The organism is Fibrobacter intestinalis, assembly GCF_900167415.1.
Classification (GTDB): domain Bacteria; phylum Fibrobacterota; class Fibrobacteria; order Fibrobacterales; family Fibrobacteraceae; genus Hallerella; species Hallerella intestinalis.
In genome coordinates this window covers 1-22428 of sequence record NZ_FUWU01000052.1, presented here as the reverse complement: position 1 = coordinate 22428, position 22428 = coordinate 1, and the positions used below count along the sequence as shown (strand labels likewise).

The following is a 22428-nucleotide window of genomic DNA, read 5'->3' as shown; positions in this document are numbered from 1 at the left end:
TCGTCGTTGCGAGGAGCGTAGCGACGTGGCAATCTTGTCAGCGGGAAAGGATTGCTTCACCCCTCCGGGTTTCGCAATGACGGTCGCTTTCAAATATGACTGATTTTCTCCTTGGTGGGTACGCAATGACGAATACTACTAGTCTCCTCGAAGATAATGCCTGCAAGCAAGCTTGCGGCGCAACATTCGCCTTGCACGCTTTTGCAAAGGCTCCCTTCCAGGGACAATTCGTCTAAAAGAGTAAAACTCTTAAGACTCATGGGCAGCCCCTTTTCCCTTCACCCTATCCCCCGCCACGCTTTGTGGTAGGAAGTTTTGGTTTTGTGGGGTGGAATTGGATATTGCGCCATAGCGAGAAGGGGAAACTCAGTTATCAGTTCCAACTACCAACTAATCACTGATCACTAGTCGCTAACCCCCAACCAAGCAAATCGGGTGGAGTTTTGTATATAAATCCCATTCAAAAATTCGTCTAGGGAATTTTATCGGTAGCTTTATTAAAAGGGAACGGATTAGCTATTTTTGGCGGCGAAATGAAAAGAGATCATCTTGGTGTCGCTTATGGCGCATTGGCTGCGATTTGTTATGGGACGAATCCGTTGGGAGCCCTCCATTTGTATGCCGCGGGGCTTTCGCCCGTTGCCGTACTTTTTTACCGTTTTGCTTTTGCCGTTTTGTTTGTGCTGCTGGCGTTGGGCGTTATGCGAAAATCTTTGCGCTTTCCGCGGGAAAATATCTTGCCGGCAGTATTCTTGGGATTTTTATTTGCGGTATCCTCTTTTTCACTGTTTTCTTCTTTTTTGTATATGGATGCAGGGACCGCTTCGACGCTTTTGTTTGTATATCCGATTCTGGTCGCGATTTTGATGCACTTTTTCTTTCGTGAAAAATTGACGGCAAAAACCGGATTTGCTATTACGCTTTCCTTTGCAGGAGTCGTCTTCTTGACGCGCGGCGACGGCGGTTTTTTAAGTGTAAAGGGAATTCTTCTGGTTCTTTTGTCATCGATTTCTTATGCCGTGTCGATTATCGTTGCCGCCCGGATGCCCAAGCCGACAGGTGCTTTGAAACTGAATTTGTATGTGCTTTCCTGTTGCGCCGTATTTATCTTTCTTTTTTCGATGCTTTTGCCGGGAAATTCCTTGCAGCCGCTTCCCGATGGAATGGGCGTTTTTTGGGCGGCGGTTTTGGGATTCGTGCCGACTTTCCTGTCCCTGGTTTTGACGGTGAAGTCGCTTAAAATCATCGGTTCAACGCCGACGGCGATTCTGGGCGCTTTGGAACCCTTGACTGCCGTGTGCATCGGCGTGTTCGTCTTTGGGGAAAAGTTCTCGTGGCGACTTCTCGTGGGAATCGTTCTGATTCTTTCTTCCGTCGTTTTGGTTTCCCTCAAAAAGAAGCGGACTTAGTTTTACGTTATTTCCGTACAAAAAAAGACCCCGTTTGCACGGAGTCTCTTTCAAGAATTTAGCGTTGCTAATTACTTGGTGATCACGCGGGCCATTTCGCAAACCTTGTTGCTGTAGCCCCATTCGTTGTCGTACCAGGCGCAAACCTTCACGAAGGTCGGGTCGAGCTGGATGCCAGCCTTGACGTCGAAGATGGAAGTGTGAGCGTCGTTGCGGAAGTCGGTAGAGACGACAGCTTCGTCGGTGTAACCGAGGATGCCCTTGAGTTCGCCTTCGGAAGCCTTCTTCATCGCTTCGCAGATAGCTTCGTAAGTAGCCGGCTTTTCGAGTTCGGCGGTGAGGTCAACGAAGGAAACGTCAGAGGTAGGAACGCGGAGGGACATACCGGTGAGCTTGCCGTTGAGCATCGGGAGAACCTTGCCGACAGCCTTTGCAGCACCCGTGGAGGACGGGATGATGTTTTCGAGGATGCCACGGCCACCGCGCCAGTCCTTCTTGGACGGACCGTCAACGGTCTTCTGGGTAGCGGTTGCAGCATGGACGGTGGTCATCAGGCCGCGCTTGATGCCGAAGGTGTCGTTCAGAACCTTGGAAATCGGGGCGAGGCAGTTGGTGGTGCAAGAAGCGTTGGAGATGATCTTCTGGCCAGCGTAGGTCTGGTGGTTTACGCCATAGACGAACATCGGAGTCGCGTCCTTGGACGGAGCGGACATGATGACCTTCTTGGCACCAGCCTTGAGGTGAGCGGAAGCGAGTTCTTCGGTGAGGAAGAAGCCGGTGGATTCGACGACAACGTCAACGCCCAGAGCGCCCCAAGTGATGTTGGAGGGGTCTTTTTCGGCGAAAATCTGAATCTTGTTGCCATCGACGATCATATAGTTGCCATCGACCTTGATGTCGTGCTTGAACTGGCCATGAACGGAATCGTACTTCAGCATGTAAGCGAGATAATCCGGGTCGAGAAGGTCGTTGATACCGACAACCTGAATGTCATTTGCGAAGTTTTCCACAGCAGCGCGGAACACCATACGGCCGATACGACCGAAACCATTGATACCGAGTTTAAGAGCCATTTTAGGATCCTTTGTTTATTGTTCATCTGCCATCTCTCAAAGCCGAGAGACTTTAGCTGGTGGAAATTTACTAAAATTTGCTTTTGTCGCGAGGTGGATAACTCGCTTTTTTATACCTTACAGGGCAGGATGATGCGTAATATCAAGCCGGCGTTGGCCGTTGTTCTCTTTTTTTGGGTTCTTTCCTTGTCTGCGTGCGCAAGCCGCCCGGACATCCCTGTTCAAAAAATTCCTCGAGAGGAAACTCCGGAGTCCGGAAAATCGACTTTGGCCAAGCCCGTTTCGGGAAAGGGCAAAATTTCCCAGAGCGGCGCGACATTTGAAAAGACGGTCGAAAATCGCATCATGGATTTTGCAAGGCCGGACTTTTCCTTTCGTCTGCCGTCCGAAGATTGGGAACTGGTGAGCGATCCGACGGACGCGTCGGTTCCTTTGGAATTTTTCAACGAAAAGGCGGGCCTTCGGGCAGAAATACAGCAGATCCTTTTAGGTGCGGGGGAAGCCCCGAATGTGATGGACAGGGCGCGTGCGGAAATGCAGGGGCGCAGCCTTTCGTATAAAAAGACGGATTATGCCGAAGTGCGTCCGCAGGAAGAGCTTTCGATGACAGGCGCTTTTTTTGAAACCGCGGGAAGGTCGTCCGAATCGGCTTTGGCTGCCGACGGGTTTGTGCTCGCCTCGGGAAACCGCGTGTTTTTCTTGGTGCTTTCTTCGGCGGACAGCGCTCTTGGCCGGGAAGGCCTGAAAAAGGAATGGCAAAATTTCTTTGCGGAATTTCGTATTGCCGAATCTTTAAAACGGGCGACGGCGGAACAGGAGATTTCAAAGGAAAGGGTGACGGATTACGAGTCGAAATCGCTCGGCTACCGCTTCCATGTGAACGATACGCTGTGGCACAACTGGTCGGGAGTGGCGGCCCAGAACGGCGATCCGGATTTGGTTCTGGCGAACTGGACGGAAGAAACCGCCTTCTTTGTGTATGGTACGGTCGTCTCTCCCGATGAAATCAGCGCGCAGGATCTGGAAAAAGTGCTGCTGATTCGCTTGGGGCTCGATCCGAACGACCCGAATCTGGAAAGGACTCGTGTCCGTGGCGGCAATGCGGAAAAGTTTACGCTGAATTTTACTTGTACGCGGGTCATCGGCGGCTACGATTTTCAATATGTCGGCAGATATTTCTGGGATAACGGGCGGGGGATTTTGGTAGCGGGCTGGGCGCAGGGCGTGCTCTACAAGAAATATGCGGCGGCGCTCAACAGGGCGATAGATGGCATCGTTCTGGGCGAAAAACCGCAAGAGCTTTCGGACGAAAAAAGTCTGCAATTCCAGGCGGCGGTGGTCAATCAGGTGGGACTCTTGCGCCTTGCCGAAAACCAGCCGCTAGTCGCGCTTTCGTATTTTGAAAAAGCGAACAAGATGGATCCGTCCGAACCGCTCTATCTGTTGAACTGCGGCTTTGTCTATCAGATGAAGGAACTGTATGCGCCCGGAGTCAATCATTTTTTGAGCGAAATGGAATTGGTCCGCCAAAATGGACGGCTGCTCTCCATTCTGGGCGAAATGTACGAAGCGATGATGGATTACGGGGAAGCCAGACGTTATGCGGAAATGGCGCTGCGCTACACGCCGAACAATCCGGAATACGTCATCAACCTTTCCGATGCCTTGTGGGGGCTTGGACAGCGTACGCAGTCGCTCTCGGTCGTGCAGAATCTTTACGACAAGCAGCCTTCTTCAAGACTGGGAGTCTATCTAGCGAAAACCTATATGGGCATGGATCTGTATGCCGAAGCGGTCGAAATCCTTTACACGACCAAGAAAAAATTTGGCATGAGCGTCGATTTGGGGCTGACGTTGATGGATGCGCTGGTTTTCTTGGGACGTTATTCCGAAGCGTTGGCGGTCAGCGAAGAAGTTCTTCCGTTGGGTGCTTCGGATTACCGGGTGTGGGCGTTGCGTGGAAAGGTGCAGTTCTATTCCCGCAATTACGCGCAGGCCGAGAAATCGCTTTCCCATGCGCAGGTCATGCGCCCGGACGACGAAAGCGTCCGGAGTTTCCTCTCGGCGTCCAAGGCGTTTTTGGGGAAAGCCGACAATCGGATTTTGCAAAAGAAAATCGATCCGGTGGAAATGCGCCCGATGGCGTTGGCCGCACTGGTGAACAAGGATTACGCAGAAAAGGCAAAGGCGGACGGCTTCCCGGCGGTCGTGCACTATTCCCGCGAAGCGCTCCGGGCGGACAAGGACAAAGCTTGGGTGCGGACACGGCAGCAGCTGATTGAAATTTTGGATACGCGCGGGGTCGGCATTTATTCCGAACTCGCATTCGATTTCCTTCCCGGCTTTGACCGCATCTATGTGAACGCTCTGGAAATCTACGATTCCTCAATGAAATGGAAAGCGAAAATTCCGCTCTCCGGCGCTTACATTACTTATGCGACGGAATTGGGGCAGAGCAACGAAATGCAGACAGCGCACTTCCCGCTGGAAAAACTTTCGCCAGGCGATTTTATTTTTGTGCAGGTCTCGCGGACGAGCGTCGCCAATTACGGCGTGATTCCCTTTGTGAGCTTTGAAGCCAGCGAAGAGGTTCCCGTTCAAAAAACGTCCTTTAAAATTTATGCGGACACGGCTCGCTTTGTGACCGAAGAATACGGCCCGCTTTCTACCCGTTACGATGCGGATGGTGAAGAATGGACTATCGACGATCCTGTGGTGAAGCGGCATGAACCTTATATGCCTGTGTATCGGGATTACGGCGCGGGATTTGAATTGACGGGAAAGCGCACTTGGCAAGATGTCGGGCGGGAATATGAAAACCTGATTCGGCACCAGTTCAAAAATTCGATTCCCGTGCGGGAAAAGGCTTTTGAAGTGAAAGGAAGTCGGCTGGGCGAAGAGGCGATACTTGCCGAAGTCCGTTATGTCCGTGAAAATATCCGCTACCGGGACGTGCGCTTTGGTGGGCATTCCCTGATTCCCCAACTGGCGGAAACGACCTTGCGGGAACGGCGCGGCGATTGCAAAGACCAGAGCCTGCTTTTGAAAGAAATGCTTGCGGCGATAGGAGTGCCGAGCAAACTCGTGGCGATTCATCTCTCGGAAGCGGGGTTTGAAACGCTGCCTTCGATTCAGCAATTCAATCACATGATGCTGTATATTCCCAAAGGGGACAAGCATCCAGAAATGTGGGTGGATCCTTCGGACAAAGGAGGCAACGATCGCCCGATACCGCTGGACATGGAAGGAAAAGTGGCGCTGGTCATCGATGCCGAATCCAGTTATGTCGCCGTGACGCCGGTTCTGGAAAACGAGAAGGAACACCAGGTGTTTTTGGGGCATCGCTTGCACATTTCCGCGGACGGATCGGCAGAATTTCGGGACTCCCTTTGCATGACGGGAAAATTCGCCAGCGTGCTCCGCAATCAGCTTTACGGGAAGGACGCCAAAGAGATGGAAGTCCTGATTCAGGATTTGATTGCCCAGCGGATTCCCGACGTTTCGATTTCACGAGTGCGAGCGGAAAACGTGGCGGATTTCAACAATCCGTTGAAACTCGTCATCACCTTTGCTTCGAAAAATTATTTTGGAAAAAGTTCGGACGGCGTTCGTGGGCGTTACCCGAATGTCTGGGAGCGTTCTATTATGCACCTGCCGAAGGTTCGCACCCGCTATCTGCCGATTCGGATGCCGCATGAAACGGAATTTGAAAGCACTTTGGATGTTTCTGCCGACGGCTCTCTGGAAGTTTCGGAAGCTCCGCGCTTTTCCCGGAAAACGGAGTATGTGAATTTTGAAAAAACGGATGGTGGCTACAAGTGGATGACTTTTGCGATTTATGCGGATCCTTCGGAATACGAGCGGATTCGCGAAGAGTGGAATTATCTTTTGGACGCGACATCGCCGGAAATTGTCGTGAAGTAGGCTGAAAATTCGATGCTGGAAGTGGGGAAGTGGACAGAGGTCCGTTGATTGTTGGGAGAAGCGGCGGCCTTTGTCGGATAAAATATGGATTTCTGAAGATATTTTTTATTCTGGTTTCTGGCTATTGAAATCCGCTATCCCCGCATTTTCTTTTTCAGTTGCTCCAATCCCTTTTTCCCAAGAAACGTTTGGAGCGCCTTTTTTACCCCACGCTTGACAAAGCGTTTTGTTCGTTGCTTCAAAGAGCTTTTCCCGAAACGGCGGAAAAGAAAATCGATGGAGGAATTTTCAAAATCTTCATAGAACTTGTTGCGCAACGGACTTCGCTTTTTGCAAGTGAAATAGGAGGGATTGTATTTCACCGCTTCCCGCATATTGACGGGAGCGGATAAGAAAGAATCTTTGCAGGAATCGAAAAACTTCGCGCCCTTTTCCGTTTGCACGATGACCAGCGAAGTTCCCTTGTCGTCGTCCATTTCGGGAAGGATGTTCCCGATTCCCCAGAAATCGGCGAGGGTAATGTCTGCAACATGGTTGTCTCCGCGAAATTTGCACTGGTAACAGCCTTCACGCAAACCGTGATCTTTTAAAAAGAGCTGCATATATTTGTCTTTGTCCAAGGTTTGCCTGTATTCGCTTTCGTTTGCGTACGCAAATGAAAGCGAAAACAGCTTCCAGCCGTCATCCTTCCGTCTGAAAGCTGTTTTCACGGGGCGGCCTTGCGCCCCGTGAGAATGTTCCTGAACGTATTTTTCGAATAGGGCAGGGGAGGGAACTCCGTGACAAACCACATCTACGGTGAATAGATTTTCGAAATCCTTTTTTAGAAAAGCTTTTAAGCCGCCCACTTGGCATGGTGTTCCCGAAAAAAGAACTTTTTTGCCTTCCTTTAAAAAGCGACGAACATCCTGGTAGGAATTCCCGATTTCGCTTTGCAAATACTTGGAACCGCGAAGGGCTTCCAGACTCTCGGAGGTCTCGACTGAACGGTGTGAAAGTTTTAAATCGCTGTCGAATGCCGCGCCAAAAATAACACCGCCTTCGGCAATGATTTTTTCTGCCAAGCACGTGAAGATGCCTCCCGAGGAACTTTTCAGGCGGATGTTTTCGTCGATGGCTTGAGCAGCAAAGGAAGCGCGGACGGTAAAATTTTCTTCGGCGGATTGGATGGATTCGTCGCCGGATTTTGCGTGCAGCACAGGACACGTCTTGTCGCAAAGCCCGCACTGGATGCAAATATCCGAATGGATTTTCGGGTAAAGAAAACCTTCGGAGTTCGGAACCATTGAAATGGCGGATTTCGGGCAGGCATTGGCGCATGCGGCGCAGCCGGAACAGGATTTAAGACTTTCTATTTGCATGGAGTTTTCCCTTGTTTTTATTGCTCTTCCCGGATAATCCACTGGCCCACGGTGCGTTTTTCTGCATCGAAGCTGGCCCCGATTTTGTATAGCTTCTTCGGGTTGCCATCTGTGGCAAGGGTTGCCGTATAAGGGATCAGGTAGCCTTTGGAATCGATTTGCGCGAGGGCGTCTTCTGCGGTTCCGTTACCGTCCAATTTGAATTCGAAGACATAAACGCTGTCGGCTGTTTCCACCACGGCATCCGCACGGCCCGCCGCACTGCATTCCTCGGTGCGCACCACATAGGGAGTACAGAGTTTGAAAATCAGGAAGAACAGGGCGCGATAGTAATTCTCGTTCTGTTTCGTCGTGTTGTAAGGAATGCTGCTGATGAAGGCTTTTATCTGGCCCATGGCATCGTCAATTTTTCCTTCTTCCAGGGTGTCGGCTAGTTTCATCAGGAACGTGTCGTTTTGCACCACGTCGTCCTTGGCGTAGTAAGGCATCAGCGCTTTCAGAAATCCCAGCCGCACTTCGTCATTGGGGAATCCGAGGACATAGCGCTCACCTCGCTTGAACTTCTTGATCGTCAGGTAGCCGCTCTGGTACAGCATGGGAATTGGGTTCGTGGCCGTTTCGGTGGGCGCGTCGAACATGTCGAGCGTGGCGTCGAATCCGTCGTCGAAGGGCTGCGGGTCCACCTTGTATCGGCTCATGAGTTTGGTCAAAATCGTGGGCGTGCCGGTGGCGAACCAGTAGTTGGCAAGCTTTCCGTCGCTAAGGGAGTTGATGAGGCTGAAGGGATTGAATACGTCCGGTGAATTTTCTGAAAAATGGTAGCCGTCGTATTTTTGCTTCAGGGCTTCGCAGGCGTCGTCGTAAGTCATGCTGTTTTTGTCGGCCAGGGCCTGGATTTCGGGGACAAGCTGCGTGAATACCTCTTTCTTGGTGATGCCGCAGATGGCCGCGTACTCATCGTTCATGGTGATGACTTTCAGGTTGTTGAGCTCGCTAAAAATCGACAGCTGGCTGAACTTGCTGATGCCCGTAAGGAAGACGAAGCGGAGAATGCCGCCCAGGTCCTTGAGGGGGCTGAAGAGTTTCCGCATCTCGTTCTTGAGCGTGAGCTGGAGCTCCGGATTTTCCATGGAGTCCAGGAGCGGCGCGTCGTATTCGTCCACTAGGACCACGGGCTGCATGCCGGTGGATTCATAGGCCGCCTTGAGAATTTCTCCAAGTCGCGGCCCCCATTCGAACTCGTTTCTGTTCTGGACTCCGTAAGTTCTCTCGAATTCGGCGAGCATGGAGTTCAGCGTAAACTGCAGGGCTTTGAGGCTCGTGAACTTGTTCCCGGCGAAACTCAGCTTGAAAACCGGGTGCTTTTTCCATTCGGTTTCCAGACGCTCCATGGCGAGTCCTGCAAAAAGTTCCTTGCGGCCTTCGAAGTAGCACTGCAACGTGCTCACCAGGAGCGACTTGCCGAATCGGCGCGGACGGGAGAGAAAATAATATTGACTTGTATGGGTTAACTTATAGACAAGATCCGTCTTGTCCACATAGAAGTAGCTGTTTTCGCATATTTGTGCGAAGTCCTGCACACCGATGGGGAATCTTTTCAAAGCCATAATTGTAATATAATAAAATGGGAGGGGTTGCAATTATAGTGAAAATGACGCTATAAGTTGTCAGCGGGCAGCGAGTGGAACTAATTATTGCAGGTGTTTTATTTTCGTTCATATCCCATTTTCCACTTGCCGTATTTTGTACAGACGGAATCATAGTCAATTTGTTGAGACGCCAGCGGACGAACGATTCTTTTACGGTTTTCGTTAAACATCGAATTGACCAGACTGCGTTGAGGTTGATATAAATCATAATTTATTTTCGCTAAATCCATTAAAACATGAGGCAGATCGTCTATAATGAAAGGCTTGTGAACTGCTGCGTTTATCCGTTCGGCAGCACCGGGATGGAGATGCTTATAGGAAGGAGAAATGTGAATTAAAAAGGGAATGTCCAATTGGCAATGCAAACCTGGAGCGCCGATAACATCCAGATTTCGAGAGCGGCCTATGTGCGGCCTGTAATCGTTCACTTCGTCGCCGTGATCCGAAAAATAGACGACGACTGCATTTGTTGAATCGTACATCGTGATGATTTCATAGACGATGGAGTCATTGTATAATGTGGCGTTGTCGTAGTCGGCGACCTCTTGCTTTTCGGATTCGGAGAGTTCCGTACGGTTTGCATAATCCGCAATCTTAAAATGCTCCCTCTCTTTCGGAAACCGGCCTGAATATCTCACATGTTGGCCATACAAATGCAATAGAATCAAGTTGAGAGAATCGGATTCGATTTCATTTCTGACCGATTTGTAAAAATCCAGCAGATTTTCATCAAATTCGTATTTCTCTGAATTCCTATGATTGAAAAGATTGAGCGATAAAGACGGATGATTGAAAAATCCGCAAGAAGCGTCGTGGGTGGACATTTGGGCGGCTTTTACAAACTGGTTGCTGAAAAAAATCACATTATAGCCGGCGGCCTTGAAGACGGCTGGGAAAAGTGGCGAATCGTACCATTCTTTTTGCTCATCTATGCTGGACAGCGAGAGGAAATTTTTGAACGCGTCCGAAGTGGCGTTGATCGGGGATATTACATTGTCAAAAACATAAAGGTTTTCAAGGGACGCTAGTTTGGGGTTGGTTTCTAGATGGTAGCCGTATAAACTGGAATGATGCTTGATAAAAGATTCCCCGATGATGACGATTATATTTTGGGGATGACTGGACACGGCACTGGCGTGAATGTTTTCGTTTACTTTGGCCGACAATAGAAATGAATTTCTTTCTTGAAGGTATTGGGAAAAGGACTCGTACCAGTTGAAAATAGTTGTGTGTTTTAGCGTGATAAATTTTTTTTCGACCTTTTTCCAATCCTCCCTAAATTCGAGCGAAAAAAATGAGCTGTTGTAGACCAAGATTGCAAAACTGATAAGAAGACAGACTGCCAAAATCCTGTCCAGTTTTTTCGAAAATTTAAAAATCCGTTTCTTAAAGACTTGGTGTAGGGCGAACTCCAATCCCGCCAAGGTGAAGGTGAATAGGCAGATGCCGAAAAATTTGGCGGTAAGCAAATAGGTCTGCAAAAATTCGGAGGATTCTCGCCGATTGGTTTCTTCTATGACTTGCAGAATATTGGCGTTGATATGGGAGTCAAAAAAGGCGAATAAAAAGCATTCCGTAAAAAAGATGAAATAGCAGAGGATGTGAAGAACGGCGATAAAGAAACTGCCTAGTTTTTCATTTTTCCGGCCAAGGCCGTAGGCAAGAAGGCAAAACAGGTATAGCCATGCCGTACAGTAGAAATAGTTGCCCCCCCCCCCCCCGCACGATATTTTTCAACAAATGGATTGTGTCGACGGCAAAAATTTCCGGAAGCCACAAAATAAACGATAGAAAGAAAAACGATGTGGGAAATTTTTTTACAGGCGTCAGCAAGGATTCGAAAATACGGGTCGGGTTCATTTGAAAGATCTCCTGATAATATTTTTTATGGGGCCGACAATCAGCTCGCGTTCGTAATTGTTCATCGAAAAAATATAGAAAAGCGGCAAATACACTGCCAAATAAACGACAATTCCTATTGCCAGTTTCAACACGGAATCCAGCGGAATATTTTGCAAAACAAAATAGCAAGCGACTGCCAGTGCGCCGGGGGCTATGGACATTTTCAAAATCTCTTTCCAGAAATGCAAAATATCGATTCCCTGCTTGACCTGGTAATAAATGTTCATCACGATGATTTGTCCGAGAATCAGTGCGCAGGAAATCGCCACTGCGCACCCGATACCGCCGTAATATTTCGCCAGCGGAATTTGTGCGGCTAGGCTCAGAATGGAAATTCCGAGATAGAGCAGGCTGCGGAATTTCATCTGGTTGCGCGCCTGGAGAATGGTGATTCCCAAATTCTGGATCAGCGGAACGGTCAGCGGCACAAAGAAAAGCATAGCGATTGTATAGGCGTCCTCGTAGCCGGAACCTGCCCACAGCGAAATGAATTGCCTACCGAACAGGAAAAATCCGGAAAGCACGAGAAGCATCACGCAATATTGCACACGCCCGATTTTGACGAATAAATTGGAAATCGCCCGGGAATCTTCATTCTTGACGACCATCGCCGTGACTTTCGGCAGAAAAAGGCCGCTGATTGCCGTGGAAAAGGACATATACATGTGTTCCAATTGAATCGCCACCGCAAAGACCGCGACGACCGCGGGACCGGCAAATGCCCCCAGTACAAATTGCCCCGTGCTCCAATAGATTCTATCCATGATGGCGTTCAGGAAAATCCAGAACGAATAAATCGAAACTTCCTTCAGAAATCCCCACTCGAAACGCCCGAACTTCAGTTTTATTTTCAGGAGACTCTTGCAGTACCAGAAATTCGATCCCAATGTCAGCAGGTTGAAAACGGTTGTCACGACGACCATTGCAATTGCCTTGTAACCGAAATTCAGCAGGACGATCATCGTTGCCGTGTTCAAGAGGATGCGCAAAATCGCTATGACTTTCTGGAAAACGAAACGTTCGTAAGCGACAATAATGGATCCGAATAAACTAAACGGGAATGTGACGGCGAGGTTGAATGTCATCAGGAGAAGCATCACCTTGACGCGGGATAGTTCCACGGCGGTCATGGCGGATCCGAATATGTGGGAGGCATTCCCATAGAGGACTCCTCCGATGCAAAGAGCGACAAGGCCGATGCCGCAATACAGCAGAAAGAATGTGCCGAACATTTTGTATTGTTCTTCCTGCTTGTTTTCTGCGCGGTACTTTGCCGTATAGCGGACGAAGGCGTTGCCGAATCCCAAATCCAGAATCGTCAGGTAGGCGATGACGGAAGCGACGATGGAATAGAGCCCGTATTCCGACTTGCCCATTATGCGGAGCATGAACGGCGTATATAAAAGTCCCACGAGATTGTTCAGCGCAAGCGATGCGTAGGAGAGTAGCGCGCCGAGTTTAAGTTGGGATTTGTTTGAATTCACAATCATACGTTCTTAATTAGGATTCCAGCGCGTTCTTCAGCCAATTCGCCGAATAGTTCCGCCATTCTTGTAATATAGATTCTATTTTCTCCCAATCCACGGATTGGTTGAGTTTGGAGGAGATTTCTGCAGAGGAATCATTTGTTCCAACGCACCTGTATTCCAAACCAGTTTTGCCGAGAAGTGTGGCGAAACGTTCGTTCATACCTTGCTGCGTGGAATTATTCGGAAGCACGATGAACGGTTTGTGAAATAGCAAGCAGAAGACGGCACAATGGAAGGAATCCGTCACCACGAATTTCGCGTTATCGATAAGTCCGAGCCAATCGGTCACGGAAACGATGGCCCGCTTTTTCTGCAAATCGACGGTTACCGTGTTTTTGGGCAAAATCTGCTGGACGGCTTCCGGAATCCGCTCGCGGATTTTATAGACGAAAGTGTATTCACCTTTCGGGATTTTCGCGCCGGGAAATTCCCTGCGGTAAAAATCGCCATTATGGAGAATCGTGGGATCACAAACACAGACCACATTTTTCAGGCCGAGGGAAGTGAGATACGGAACGGAAGATTCTTCCCGGACGCTGATGGCGTTGAACTTTTGAAGCATGGGGAGAACGCGTTGTTCGAAATCTTTTGGCCATTGCTTCATGCCTAGCGATGCCGCGTAAGAAATGCGTTTGGCGGTGGGCGGGGCAAAGTCGAGGAAGTAAATCTCTTCTCGTTCGGAGATGAAGTTGGGATTCCAAATTTGGTCGGAACCGGCGATGAAAATGGAATATTTTTGATTTATATTTTTACAAAGGAAAATTGATTGTTCTTTTATTCTCAATCTGTAAATTTCATGAAGAGCTGTCTTTCTAAAGAATAAACGATATCCTGCTAAAATTCGCCACAATAACTTAAATTTTTTTCTTCGTTGATATGAAACTAAATGTTTTAGTAAAGGCTTTTCATTTGCAATGTCGTTTTTCCTCCCTATTAAATTTTGTAAGGAGTAAGCCTGTAAAAAAGCTCCATAATTAGCATTGTTTGCAAAAGTAATAGTGAGCGATGCTTTCATAAAATTTGTACTAAGAAAATAAGTTGATCCAATTTTCTTTTTGTTTTTCCCACGAATTTTTTTCCATATATTTGAATCCACTCCCCCCTTTTTTCAATAAGCAATCCGCAGATTTAAAAATGTCTTCTTTCAGCCGAATAAAAACTTCTTTTAGACGTTTTTCATGTTCGTCTTCTGTTTGATATGTGTATGTATAAAGAATAGAGTTAAATTCTGGGATATCTTTTATGGAGCCTATTTCCGGAATGATTATTGTTTTTTTATAGGAAAGCGCCATCCATAAAGTTCCGGAATTCAGCGTTGATTTGTTATTGTATGGCGCAACAAGACAAATAGATTGATCTAGATAGTCATACATTTCATTGGTTGGGATAAATGTTGGATCAAAAATAACACACTCTTTTTTTTCAGAAAGATTTTTTATTCTGTTTGAATATTCATTGTTCAGGCAGTTTCCTCGAATTAATAATGTAAACCCATATTTTGCTAGTGATGAACTGTTAAAGGCCGATATCAACAATTCAATGTTCTTATATGGCTTTATTGCTCCTGTAAATAGAATTATTTTTGAATTAATGTGTAATTTATATTTGTCATGAAGATTTAATCCATTGGATTTAAAATCTCCAAAATAATCTCCATGGGGAATCAGAACACATTTTGTTTCAAAACCTTTCAAAAATGAAAGTTTGTAAGATTCTTTGCAAAGGATGTGTATTTTCCAAGAAAATCTGAGCAATAAAAAAATTACTATTTGAGAATAAAGACAACGTCCTTCATGAGGAATTTTGTTATGGAGAGTCCAAACTATTTTTTTCCTAGAGCAAAAGGCAAAAAAAAGAAAAAATAGTCTTTTTATCAAAAGTAAAGGCTGGTTTTTTATTGATTCGAACCAATTTAAAAGAATGAAATCGCAAATTAGCAAATTTTTGAAATAAGACTTCGAAGAATCAAGAATTTGATATTTGTTCGCTAAAATTTTAGATAGATGAAGTAAATAAAAATTTCCTTTCATCATTTTAGGTTCAGGAAAGATTAAAATTTTTTTCATAATTTTCACACCTTTTATCATAAAAAAGAATTAATAGCAGCGCAAACATTAGGTCAAATTTAAAGAACATGGTTTCTGTAAATGCGCACATGAAAAATGATGTCGTCAAAATCGCTTTTTTGTAGGTCATTATAGTCAAATTTGTTGCGCATTTGTAAATTAAAGCGTAGCAAAAAAAGAACAGAACTCCTTTGGACAGTAATGTATTTAAATAGGACGAATCCACGACGATGGTGCTGCTTTTTTCTATGACAGGATTACCGAATAATGTCAATCCATAAGAAGCGAATGCTGTGTGATAAAACCCCAATCTTCCTGAAAAGAGAAGGTTTAGAAAAACATTTTGTGAAAGATTCATAGAAATGAGAGTTAATGCTAAAAACATTAGTGGATATAATGAAACTATTTTTTTTAAAAAAATGGGAACATCTTCGTCCAGTTTTTTTCTAAATAAAACTAAAAAACATGACGTGATAAGAATTACAAAAGGGACTGTTCTAGATTCAGTAAAGTAATAAAGGATAAAAATAAAAATCAATGTGAACACAGAATAACGAACAACATTTCTTCTTGTGCAACCCAACAAAATGATAAGAGAGATTCCTAACGCTTTTAGCATGGCTTGGTTAGGGTGGGTAAATCCTAATGCTTCCCGGTATATGAACTTTTCTTCACGAGGATTAAAAATTTCTTTAGAATAGGCTGCGTTAAAGTCGAAGAAATGATTTGCAAAAAACACGAGTACCAACAAACAGAGTGAAATTAGTAAATACGTTCTACGTTCGTTTGAATGAAATATTTTATTTTTTAACAGAACTAAAGTTATCATTAAAAATAGCGATGCTAGATTCATTCGAGATGTGATCATTAATGGGATAAGAGAAAGAAAAAGAAGTACTAAAATATTTTTGTTAAAAATTTGATTTCTTGCGAGTCTTAAAAAAAAGTAGATGGTTATAATGATTGCAAGAAATGCGTTATAAACAAAATTTTCCGTGGATGCAATAGATGCTGTTGACATCCCATAAGAACAGATTAGGATAGAAAATATTAAAGGAGAATAATTATTGAATTTTATCATATTCCATTAACACTTTTTTTGCCAAAGAACTCCAAAAAAATTTTTTTTGTATTGTTACTTTAGCTTGCTTAGATAGGTAAGAACGTTGTTGCTCGTTGTTTAGAATGTTGTTAATGATTTCTATCCATTCTTTTTCATCAAAAGAATCTACAATAAAGCCATTCTCTCCATTTTCAATAAGTGTTGTACTTCCTCCATTTTTTGTGGTTATGGGAACGCATCCAAAAAACATTGCTTCAAGCAGAACCATCCCGAAAATTTCTTTTTTAGAAGGCAATAAAAGGCATTTAGCAAAAGGATATACAAATTTTAATTGGCTATTTTCGATTTGTTTAATGTGTAAAATATCGTTTTTTATATGTAACGGCACGTTTTGCATTTTTTTTTGTAAATATGAATTTTTCCCTTTGCCGATTAAAACTAATTTGAATTCTTTCCCCAAGTCTAATTTTTTTATTGAGTTAAATATTTTTAATAGGAATGGAAAATTTTTCCTATCATCTAATGAACCGACAAACAGTAGACATTTATTTTCTATAAGAAAATTTTGTATAAGTTTTGTTGAATCTGATATTTCTATTCCTTCGTATTTTGAAGGGTCGAAACCTACTCCTAGTACAGAAAGTTTGGAATAACCTTTTTTTGATAAATACTCTAACGCTAGCTGAGATTTGCAAAAAATATGATTTATTCTAGAATTTATAAGCCTGGTAAACAACAGATCATAAAAAAAAACCGCTAAAGGAATCTTGAATAAATTATAGTAAGGTCCAGTGTAAAGAAAAACTTTTTTGTGAAAAAAAGAAACAAGCAATGTCATTATTTGACTATATTCTGTCGTGATAATTAAGTCATACTGATTAAGAAAATCCTTTTTTAAAATCAATGGATATATGCCTGTTCGAAGAAATTTTAGGCCTTTTTGCCAAAAAATATTTATATTCGTGTGAGTGCTTGTATTTGTAAAATAAAGTTCGTTTTTATTGCTGTCAGAATAATACAGAATATCACAATCCCAACCATAATCAGAAAATGCTTTGCAAAAACCAATTTCTTGCATATTATAATGATTTATTTGAGGCTTGTATGGACCATTTCTTAAATAAAGAAGTTTCATGTTTATTCTCTTCGTTTAATTATTTTGCTGGGGACTCCTGCAATTACACAATTATCCGGAAAATATTTTGTAACTACGGTATTGGCGGCAATTACGCAGCCATTTCCACAGCCACTCCCATCAAGGAATACAGCGCCCGCGCCAATCCAGCAATTATCTCCGATTTTAATACCCTTATGTGTTACTCCTTGAGTCCTAATTAATTTGTTCAAATCCGTATAGTTGTGATTTTCAGAATGAAATCTTATGTATTGTCCTGCTATAACATCTTTGCCAATCGAGATTCCCCCTGCTGCACCAAAAAAACAATCATTTCCGAAAGACGTTCTGTCGCCGATCTTTACTCCTTTCCCGATAAATTCTAAACTCCCTGTACATTCAATGCAGGTGTTTCTGCCTATAATCACATCATTTCCAAGATTCACTCCTTCTGTAGAAAGAGCATCTATTTTAACATTATCATGTAACTTTACTCTTTTTCCCAATGTCATATTTCTTTTGGAGATTAAAGAAACATTTTTCCCAACAAAAATTGAATTCGAAATTTTTGAATGTCCTAGAGCTGTAAATTTTCCTCGTAAAAGCATAAAACCATATTTTTGGCAGACACCCAACAAATACATAAAATCAATTTGCTTGTTCAATTGCAAATTTGGTTTCCCGGCCAATTTCAATAAAAATTTAAGGAGTGTGTTTTTCATATTTAGATTCTGTATAAATTTTCCATTTCCTGCAAAAAGGAGTCCCAACTTTTTATTTCACAATTTTCAGGATGGAATTTTTTCAAACTTTTTAACATCGTTAATATCGCAGTCTTTAATTCATCAACAGAATCCGCTTTTACAATCAAACCAGCGTCTTTTACAATATCCTTCGCACCCACATTTTCGCTTACAATTACCGGGACTCCATAACTTAAGGCTTCCAGGACTGTAAATCCAAAGGTTTCAGGACAAAGGCTTGGTACTATCAGAACATCCGTATTTTTAAAAATATTTTCCAGTTCTCCGTAACTGTATTTTTCACCTTCACACTTCATGTAAGGGGCTGGTTTGTGGATGTGGCCAAATAAATGCAGCTCAAAATTTTTGAACCCACTTTCCCATAGTTCATCGAGAGCCTGCTTTAAGACAAAAAAGCCTTTATAACTTACAATCCCTCCAAGATATGTTAATCGTAAATTTGCAGAAGCTTTTTTATCTAAGGCTAAATGCCTGTTATCCTTGATGTTTTTATGCGTAATTGAAATGACTTTAGAGGTTCTTGGTCGAAGATACTTCTTGTAAATGGATTCAGTCAATGTCGAGTTAAAATGAAAGACGTCAATAAGTGAAAACATTTGCAGATAGTACAAGCGCAATTTTAGGTAATCGTCAGCGTGTTTATTTGAATTCAGTCGAATTTTTATTTTTGCGCTGTCTTGTTGTTTTCGTGAAATGTCGGCTTTATGGTAGGTGCGCAATTTTTTTATGAGCCAGGAATCTTTTAAAAGTCGATATAATGGCGATTGCAGCAGCACTATTTTTTTTGTAGAGAGCGCGTGTGCATTGCAAGAAACGCAATTTTTGCAGTGATTATCTTCGACACAAAATTTATTGTCTCTAAAAAAAGTCGCCCTTGGACAAAGTCCGAAATAGTCATGACTTGTAAAAACTGTCCGAATTTCCAATTCCTTTGCCGCTTCTAGAAATTCTTTTGGAAGTCCCATCAAGGTGTGGATATGTATTACTTGCGGCTTGATTTCTTGTAAGAAACTCAAAAAAAAATTCGAATCTTTTCGGACTGTAAACGCCTGTGCATCTCTTATTCCATCCAACAAGGGGACGGGCGAGGGATTTACGAGTTCATAATTAGAAATTCCTCTAATTGATTTTTTTTGCCGGATTTTAACGCCTTTGAAAAAAAAGTTTATTTGTCCGGGCCAAAGAGCGGATACTTCATGACCTTTGTCGACCTGACCTTGCATTAAATCGAAAGCGAATTTGGTGAGTCCGCCACTTCGGTAAGGAGGGAAGCCTAAGAAATAATGCAGAATTCTCATCTCACCCTACCTCAACCACACCCGTTCGTAATCGCTGACAATTTTATCCCAACTATACGCCTTTGTAATGCGTTCGGAGCTGGAGTTAGCCAAGGAGTTAATTTCGCTTTCGGTTAGGGAATCCGCTGTTTCAATCGCCTTGGCGAGATTGCCCGGGGTCTTGTTCCAATACAGCGCCGCGTTGCCAGCCACTTCCTGGTTGAATCCCACATCCAGAAGCAGGTTCAGATCTGTGCTAGCCAGCGCCTCGAGGAGCGAAGGGTTCGTCCCGCCGACTTCGTGCCCGTGAAAATATCCGTAGGCCTGTTCCCGGATTTTCTTCAAAAGTTCCTGGTCGTAAACGGTGCCCACGAACTTAATTCTCGGATCTTTATGGAAGCCCGTCTTCTTTTTGAGTTCGTTCAAGAATGCGTCGTTCACGTTGGTGACGAGGGCGAAGCTTTTGCCGGTCTTGCTCCGCATGAATTCCCGGATCATCGTCTCAAAATTGTTTTCCGGGACAAAGCGTCCGACAACCAAGTAGTATTCCTTTGGGGAAAGCTGCTTCTCCTGCAGATATTCCTGAAATTTTGAATCGTCGTCGGCGAGTTTCGATGGATTTATGTCCGCACCGTAGGCGATAAAGGTGGTTCTGGGGTTGTAGCGGGCGTAATCGTTCTGGATGTATTTTTCGATATTTTTGCTGTCGCAAATCAGCAAGTCCGCATGCTTCACCATCAGTCGTTCGGAATATTTCCAATACCAACGCACAGGAGCGCACCATTTGCTCCGCAGCCATTCGTGGCCGTCGGGGTTTATATAGAGCGTCCCGCCGAGTTTTTGGATTTGCCGTTTGAAGTGGCCGATAAAAGGCCCGATGCGGCAGGCGAGTACGTAGAAAATCGGATTCTTTATGGCCGACCGGGCGTTGCAGTAGTCGATGCAGCGCTTTAGTGCGAGTACGTCATACAGGATCGCTTTTGCCGGGCCGATGTCGGGGACTTTCACGTTGAAGCATTTTGCTTCGTTGTATTCGTATCGGCAGTCGTCCTCTCCCATTCTCGCCACGTGATAACGGATGTTTTCGCTTTTTTGGAATTCGGTCAGTTTTTCGACGAAAGTTTCAAACCCGCCGTAGGCCGCCGGAATTCCCTTGCTGCCGATGATGAAGACTTGCTTTTTGGCGGAGGCGTAGTTCGGATTCTTTTTGTTTCTCGCCAATGCGCGGACTTCTTTTCCGTTAATTTCCACGACGGGGACCCCTCCTTCCCGGATCTTCGGCAAAACCGCGAACCGCCTTAAAAGCTCCCGTAAAATCAGGTGTGAAAATTCCCGTTCCCGCAGTTCGCGCCGAACTGCGGTCGTCTTGATTTGCCCTAGCTTGTTTTTCGCACATGAAATCATAAGATAAGTTTTTGAAGTGCCAAAAAAGATAAAAATAAATGCAAGAGTGTCAAGAATTTTTGCCAGCAAAATAGATGAAATGAACGTTTTTTTGGCCAAAAATAGAGTCGATGTTGATTTTTTGGGGAGGCTTTTGATTCGGGAATTTCTGAATCGGATCGTGCTGGGAAATCAGGAGAGCTTTTGTGCAACCCGCCGACTCGCATACGCAGTCTGTTCGAACCATCGTCCTAAAATTTTAGGGCCCTAAAGTCGCTTTCGGCGCTCATAACGGTAAATCAAGGATGCCGGAGCTTCTGGCGAGAAAGAATGGACGCTGCATGATTGGCAGTTCCGCATACTTGGGAACAAAAAAGAGGAGCGCGGCGGCACTCCTCTGGAATGAATCCGTCGCCCGTCGAAAGGTTTGACTCCATTCTTTCGGGCTTCCTCCATACGAGGATTCAATCCGCCATTTAAAATATCTCCCGGAATTTTCAAAAGGAACGGAAGATTGCAAGAAAAATTTACGGTAGGAAACGGATTTTCGGAAAAATAAAATTTACGGGGCGATGGAAACGAATTTATCCGTTACTTTGAAGAGCGTGATATTGAGGATGCTGACGGCTCGTAATCCGAGACCTGAGGCCGTTGTGCTTGCTTATGCTTCTTTATGATTCCTTATGTTTGCCTTGTTGCGAAAAACGATGGAACAATTTTTATCGGCAAACCTGTCTTGTTTCGCAATGTTCAGGGCGACAATCGCTGCGATTTTAAAGGGATTCGTTCCAAGCGTTTAATGCGAATTAAAAGTCCCCCTTTTTGAAATCTCGGAAAAACGGCATCTTTCCGTTTTGTCTCTTCGCTCTGGAAAGGGAACCGGGAGAGCGCGCCAACCATGATTCGACCGGCGGTTGCTGAGTTCGTCGAAGCACACCAACCATAGTTCGACAACCGGTCCCTGAGTTTATCGAAGGACGCCAGAAATGAAAAGAGACCAATCATTCCAAGCGTAGCGGAGCAATTTTTATTGCAGAAAAAAATTGCCGCATGGCCGTTTTGCCCCCTCCTCGAAATAACGGGAAGAAAAACTGACAACTAGCAATTCTAAGACAAGCGATTTTTTGAAAATGAATTTTTAGAGGTTGCCAGAAGTCTGCGTAAGGAAACTCTCTGTCTATTCGTGAGGGGGTTCGGCTCCACTAATGAGATGTGTTGCAAAAAAAGCCCCGCATAAAGCGAGGCTTAAGTCTTAAAAATATGAGTTACAAATTTCGGATTTCTTCTTCGGAAAGGCCAGAAACATTCGCGATGAGGTCTAGAGACGCTCCATTATTTTTAAGAGCTTTAGCCATTTCCCGCCGTTCTGCATACCTGCCTTTTTCAACACCGATTTCGATGCCCTCTTCCCGTCCCCTTTCCATGCCGATTCCGACGCCTTCCTCCCGTCCTTCGCTTCTTCCTTCCTCGTATTTTGCGGCGAGGGCCTTTTCTTCGGCTTCGGCGATGGTCTCGTAGCCGTAGGCTTCGGATGTCTTGATGAAGTCCATTTTGAGTTCCTCCTTTTCCTCCGAGGGGATCAATGCCTTCAAATATATAAATGTTTCCGTGATGAAGCTTTCCGCTTCTTCTCGGGGGAGTTCCTTGAGCGTTCGGATGGCCGTTTGCAAGTGCGCGTGCATCGCCTCGCTGTGGAACACGTATTTCATCGCGACGAGGGCGAGCGCGATTTTCGGGGAGAGTTTCCCGATTTCCTCCGAATCGAGGGCGTTTCCGATATCGACGAGTTCAAGCCTGAACGGCAATCCGATGTTCTGGTAGTATTTCGGATAGTTCGGGAACATCGTTTTATTTTCCAGATTCCAGCTTTCCCTGCCGTTGTAGAAGACGATGGCGACGGTCGGGATGTTCCTC

The 22428-nt window shown here is 45.0% G+C and carries 15 protein-coding genes and 1 pseudogene; 2 read left to right on the top strand and 14 right to left on the bottom strand.

Features of this window, described 5'->3' with window-relative positions:
* Nucleotides 1-533: 533 nt before the first annotated feature.
* Entirely contained in the window at nucleotides 534-1409 is an 876-nt protein-coding gene (locus tag B5D40_RS12070; RefSeq protein WP_078777104.1) for a DMT family transporter, read from the top strand.
* Between the two features lie 71 nt (nucleotides 1410-1480).
* On the opposite strand, the gene gap is transcribed toward B5D40_RS12070, so the two are convergent.
* Nucleotides 1481-2482 (bottom strand): type I glyceraldehyde-3-phosphate dehydrogenase, encoded by a 1002-nt coding sequence (gene gap, locus B5D40_RS12065; RefSeq protein ID WP_073304933.1) that lies wholly within the window; start codon nucleotides 2480-2482, stop codon nucleotides 1481-1483.
* Between the two features lie 129 nt (nucleotides 2483-2611).
* Here gap and B5D40_RS12060 point away from each other — a divergent pair, with 129 nt between their 5' ends.
* Nucleotides 2612-6406 (top strand): transglutaminase domain-containing protein, encoded by a 3795-nt coding sequence (locus B5D40_RS12060; protein ID WP_078777103.1) that lies wholly within the window; start codon nucleotides 2612-2614, stop codon nucleotides 6404-6406.
* 134 nt (nucleotides 6407-6540) lie between these two features.
* Here B5D40_RS12060 and B5D40_RS12055 read toward each other — a convergent pair whose 3' ends face one another.
* The 13 genes and pseudogenes from B5D40_RS12055 to B5D40_RS11995 form a co-directional block, all read right to left on the bottom strand.
* A complete protein-coding gene (locus B5D40_RS12055; protein ID WP_143394391.1) occupies nucleotides 6541-7767 on the bottom strand; it encodes a Coenzyme F420 hydrogenase/dehydrogenase, beta subunit C-terminal domain in 1227 nt (408 codons plus the stop codon).
* A gap of 17 nt (nucleotides 7768-7784) precedes the next feature.
* The gene (locus tag B5D40_RS12050; RefSeq protein ID WP_078777101.1) at nucleotides 7785-9374 is read right to left on the bottom strand and encodes an ATP-binding protein; all 1590 of its coding nucleotides are present in this window, start codon (nucleotides 9372-9374) and stop codon (nucleotides 7785-7787) included.
* A gap of 98 nt (nucleotides 9375-9472) precedes the next feature.
* Nucleotides 9473-10582, bottom strand: a complete 1110-nt coding sequence (locus B5D40_RS12045) for a phosphoethanolamine transferase (protein ID WP_158222095.1) — start codon at nucleotides 10580-10582, stop codon at nucleotides 9473-9475.
* 690 nt (nucleotides 10583-11272) lie between these two features.
* The gene (locus B5D40_RS12040) at nucleotides 11273-12808 is read right to left on the bottom strand and encodes an oligosaccharide flippase family protein (protein WP_078777099.1); all 1536 of its coding nucleotides are present in this window, start codon (nucleotides 12806-12808) and stop codon (nucleotides 11273-11275) included.
* Nucleotides 12809-12818: 10 nt separating this feature from the next.
* Nucleotides 12819-13862, bottom strand: coding sequence for a polysaccharide pyruvyl transferase family protein (locus tag B5D40_RS12035; RefSeq protein WP_078777098.1), 1044 nt, complete (start codon nucleotides 13860-13862; stop codon nucleotides 12819-12821).
* 10 nt (nucleotides 13863-13872) lie between these two features.
* Entirely contained in the window at nucleotides 13873-14913 is a 1041-nt protein-coding gene (locus B5D40_RS12030; RefSeq protein WP_078777097.1) for a glycosyltransferase, read from the bottom strand.
* Nucleotides 14888-15664 carry a hypothetical protein gene (locus B5D40_RS12025; protein WP_143394388.1) on the bottom strand — a complete coding sequence of 259 codons (777 nt, stop codon included), beginning with the start codon at nucleotides 15662-15664 and terminating at the stop codon, nucleotides 14888-14890. The genes B5D40_RS12030 and B5D40_RS12025 overlap by 26 nt, the downstream gene beginning before the upstream one ends.
* Nucleotides 15665-15977: 313 nt before the next feature.
* Entirely contained in the window at nucleotides 15978-17111 is a 1134-nt protein-coding gene (locus B5D40_RS12020) for a glycosyltransferase (protein WP_078777095.1), read from the bottom strand.
* Between the two features lie 2 nt (nucleotides 17112-17113).
* Entirely contained in the window at nucleotides 17114-17812 is a 699-nt protein-coding gene (locus B5D40_RS12015; RefSeq protein ID WP_078777094.1) for an acyltransferase, read from the bottom strand.
* 2 nt (nucleotides 17813-17814) lie between these two features.
* Entirely contained in the window at nucleotides 17815-19152 is a 1338-nt protein-coding gene (locus B5D40_RS12010) for a glycosyltransferase (protein WP_078777093.1), read from the bottom strand.
* 6 nt (nucleotides 19153-19158) lie between these two features.
* Nucleotides 19159-20535: a beta 1-4 rhamnosyltransferase Cps2T gene (cps2T, locus tag B5D40_RS12005; protein WP_078777105.1), complete on the bottom strand. Its 1377-nt coding sequence runs from the start codon at nucleotides 20533-20535 to the stop codon at nucleotides 19159-19161.
* 49 nt (nucleotides 20536-20584) lie between these two features.
* Nucleotides 20585-20761, bottom strand: a complete 177-nt coding sequence (locus B5D40_RS15725; RefSeq protein ID WP_158222094.1) for a hypothetical protein — start codon at nucleotides 20759-20761, stop codon at nucleotides 20585-20587.
* 1018 nt (nucleotides 20762-21779) lie between these two features.
* Nucleotides 21780-22428, bottom strand: a pseudogene (locus B5D40_RS11995) (hypothetical protein); the annotation flags it as partial.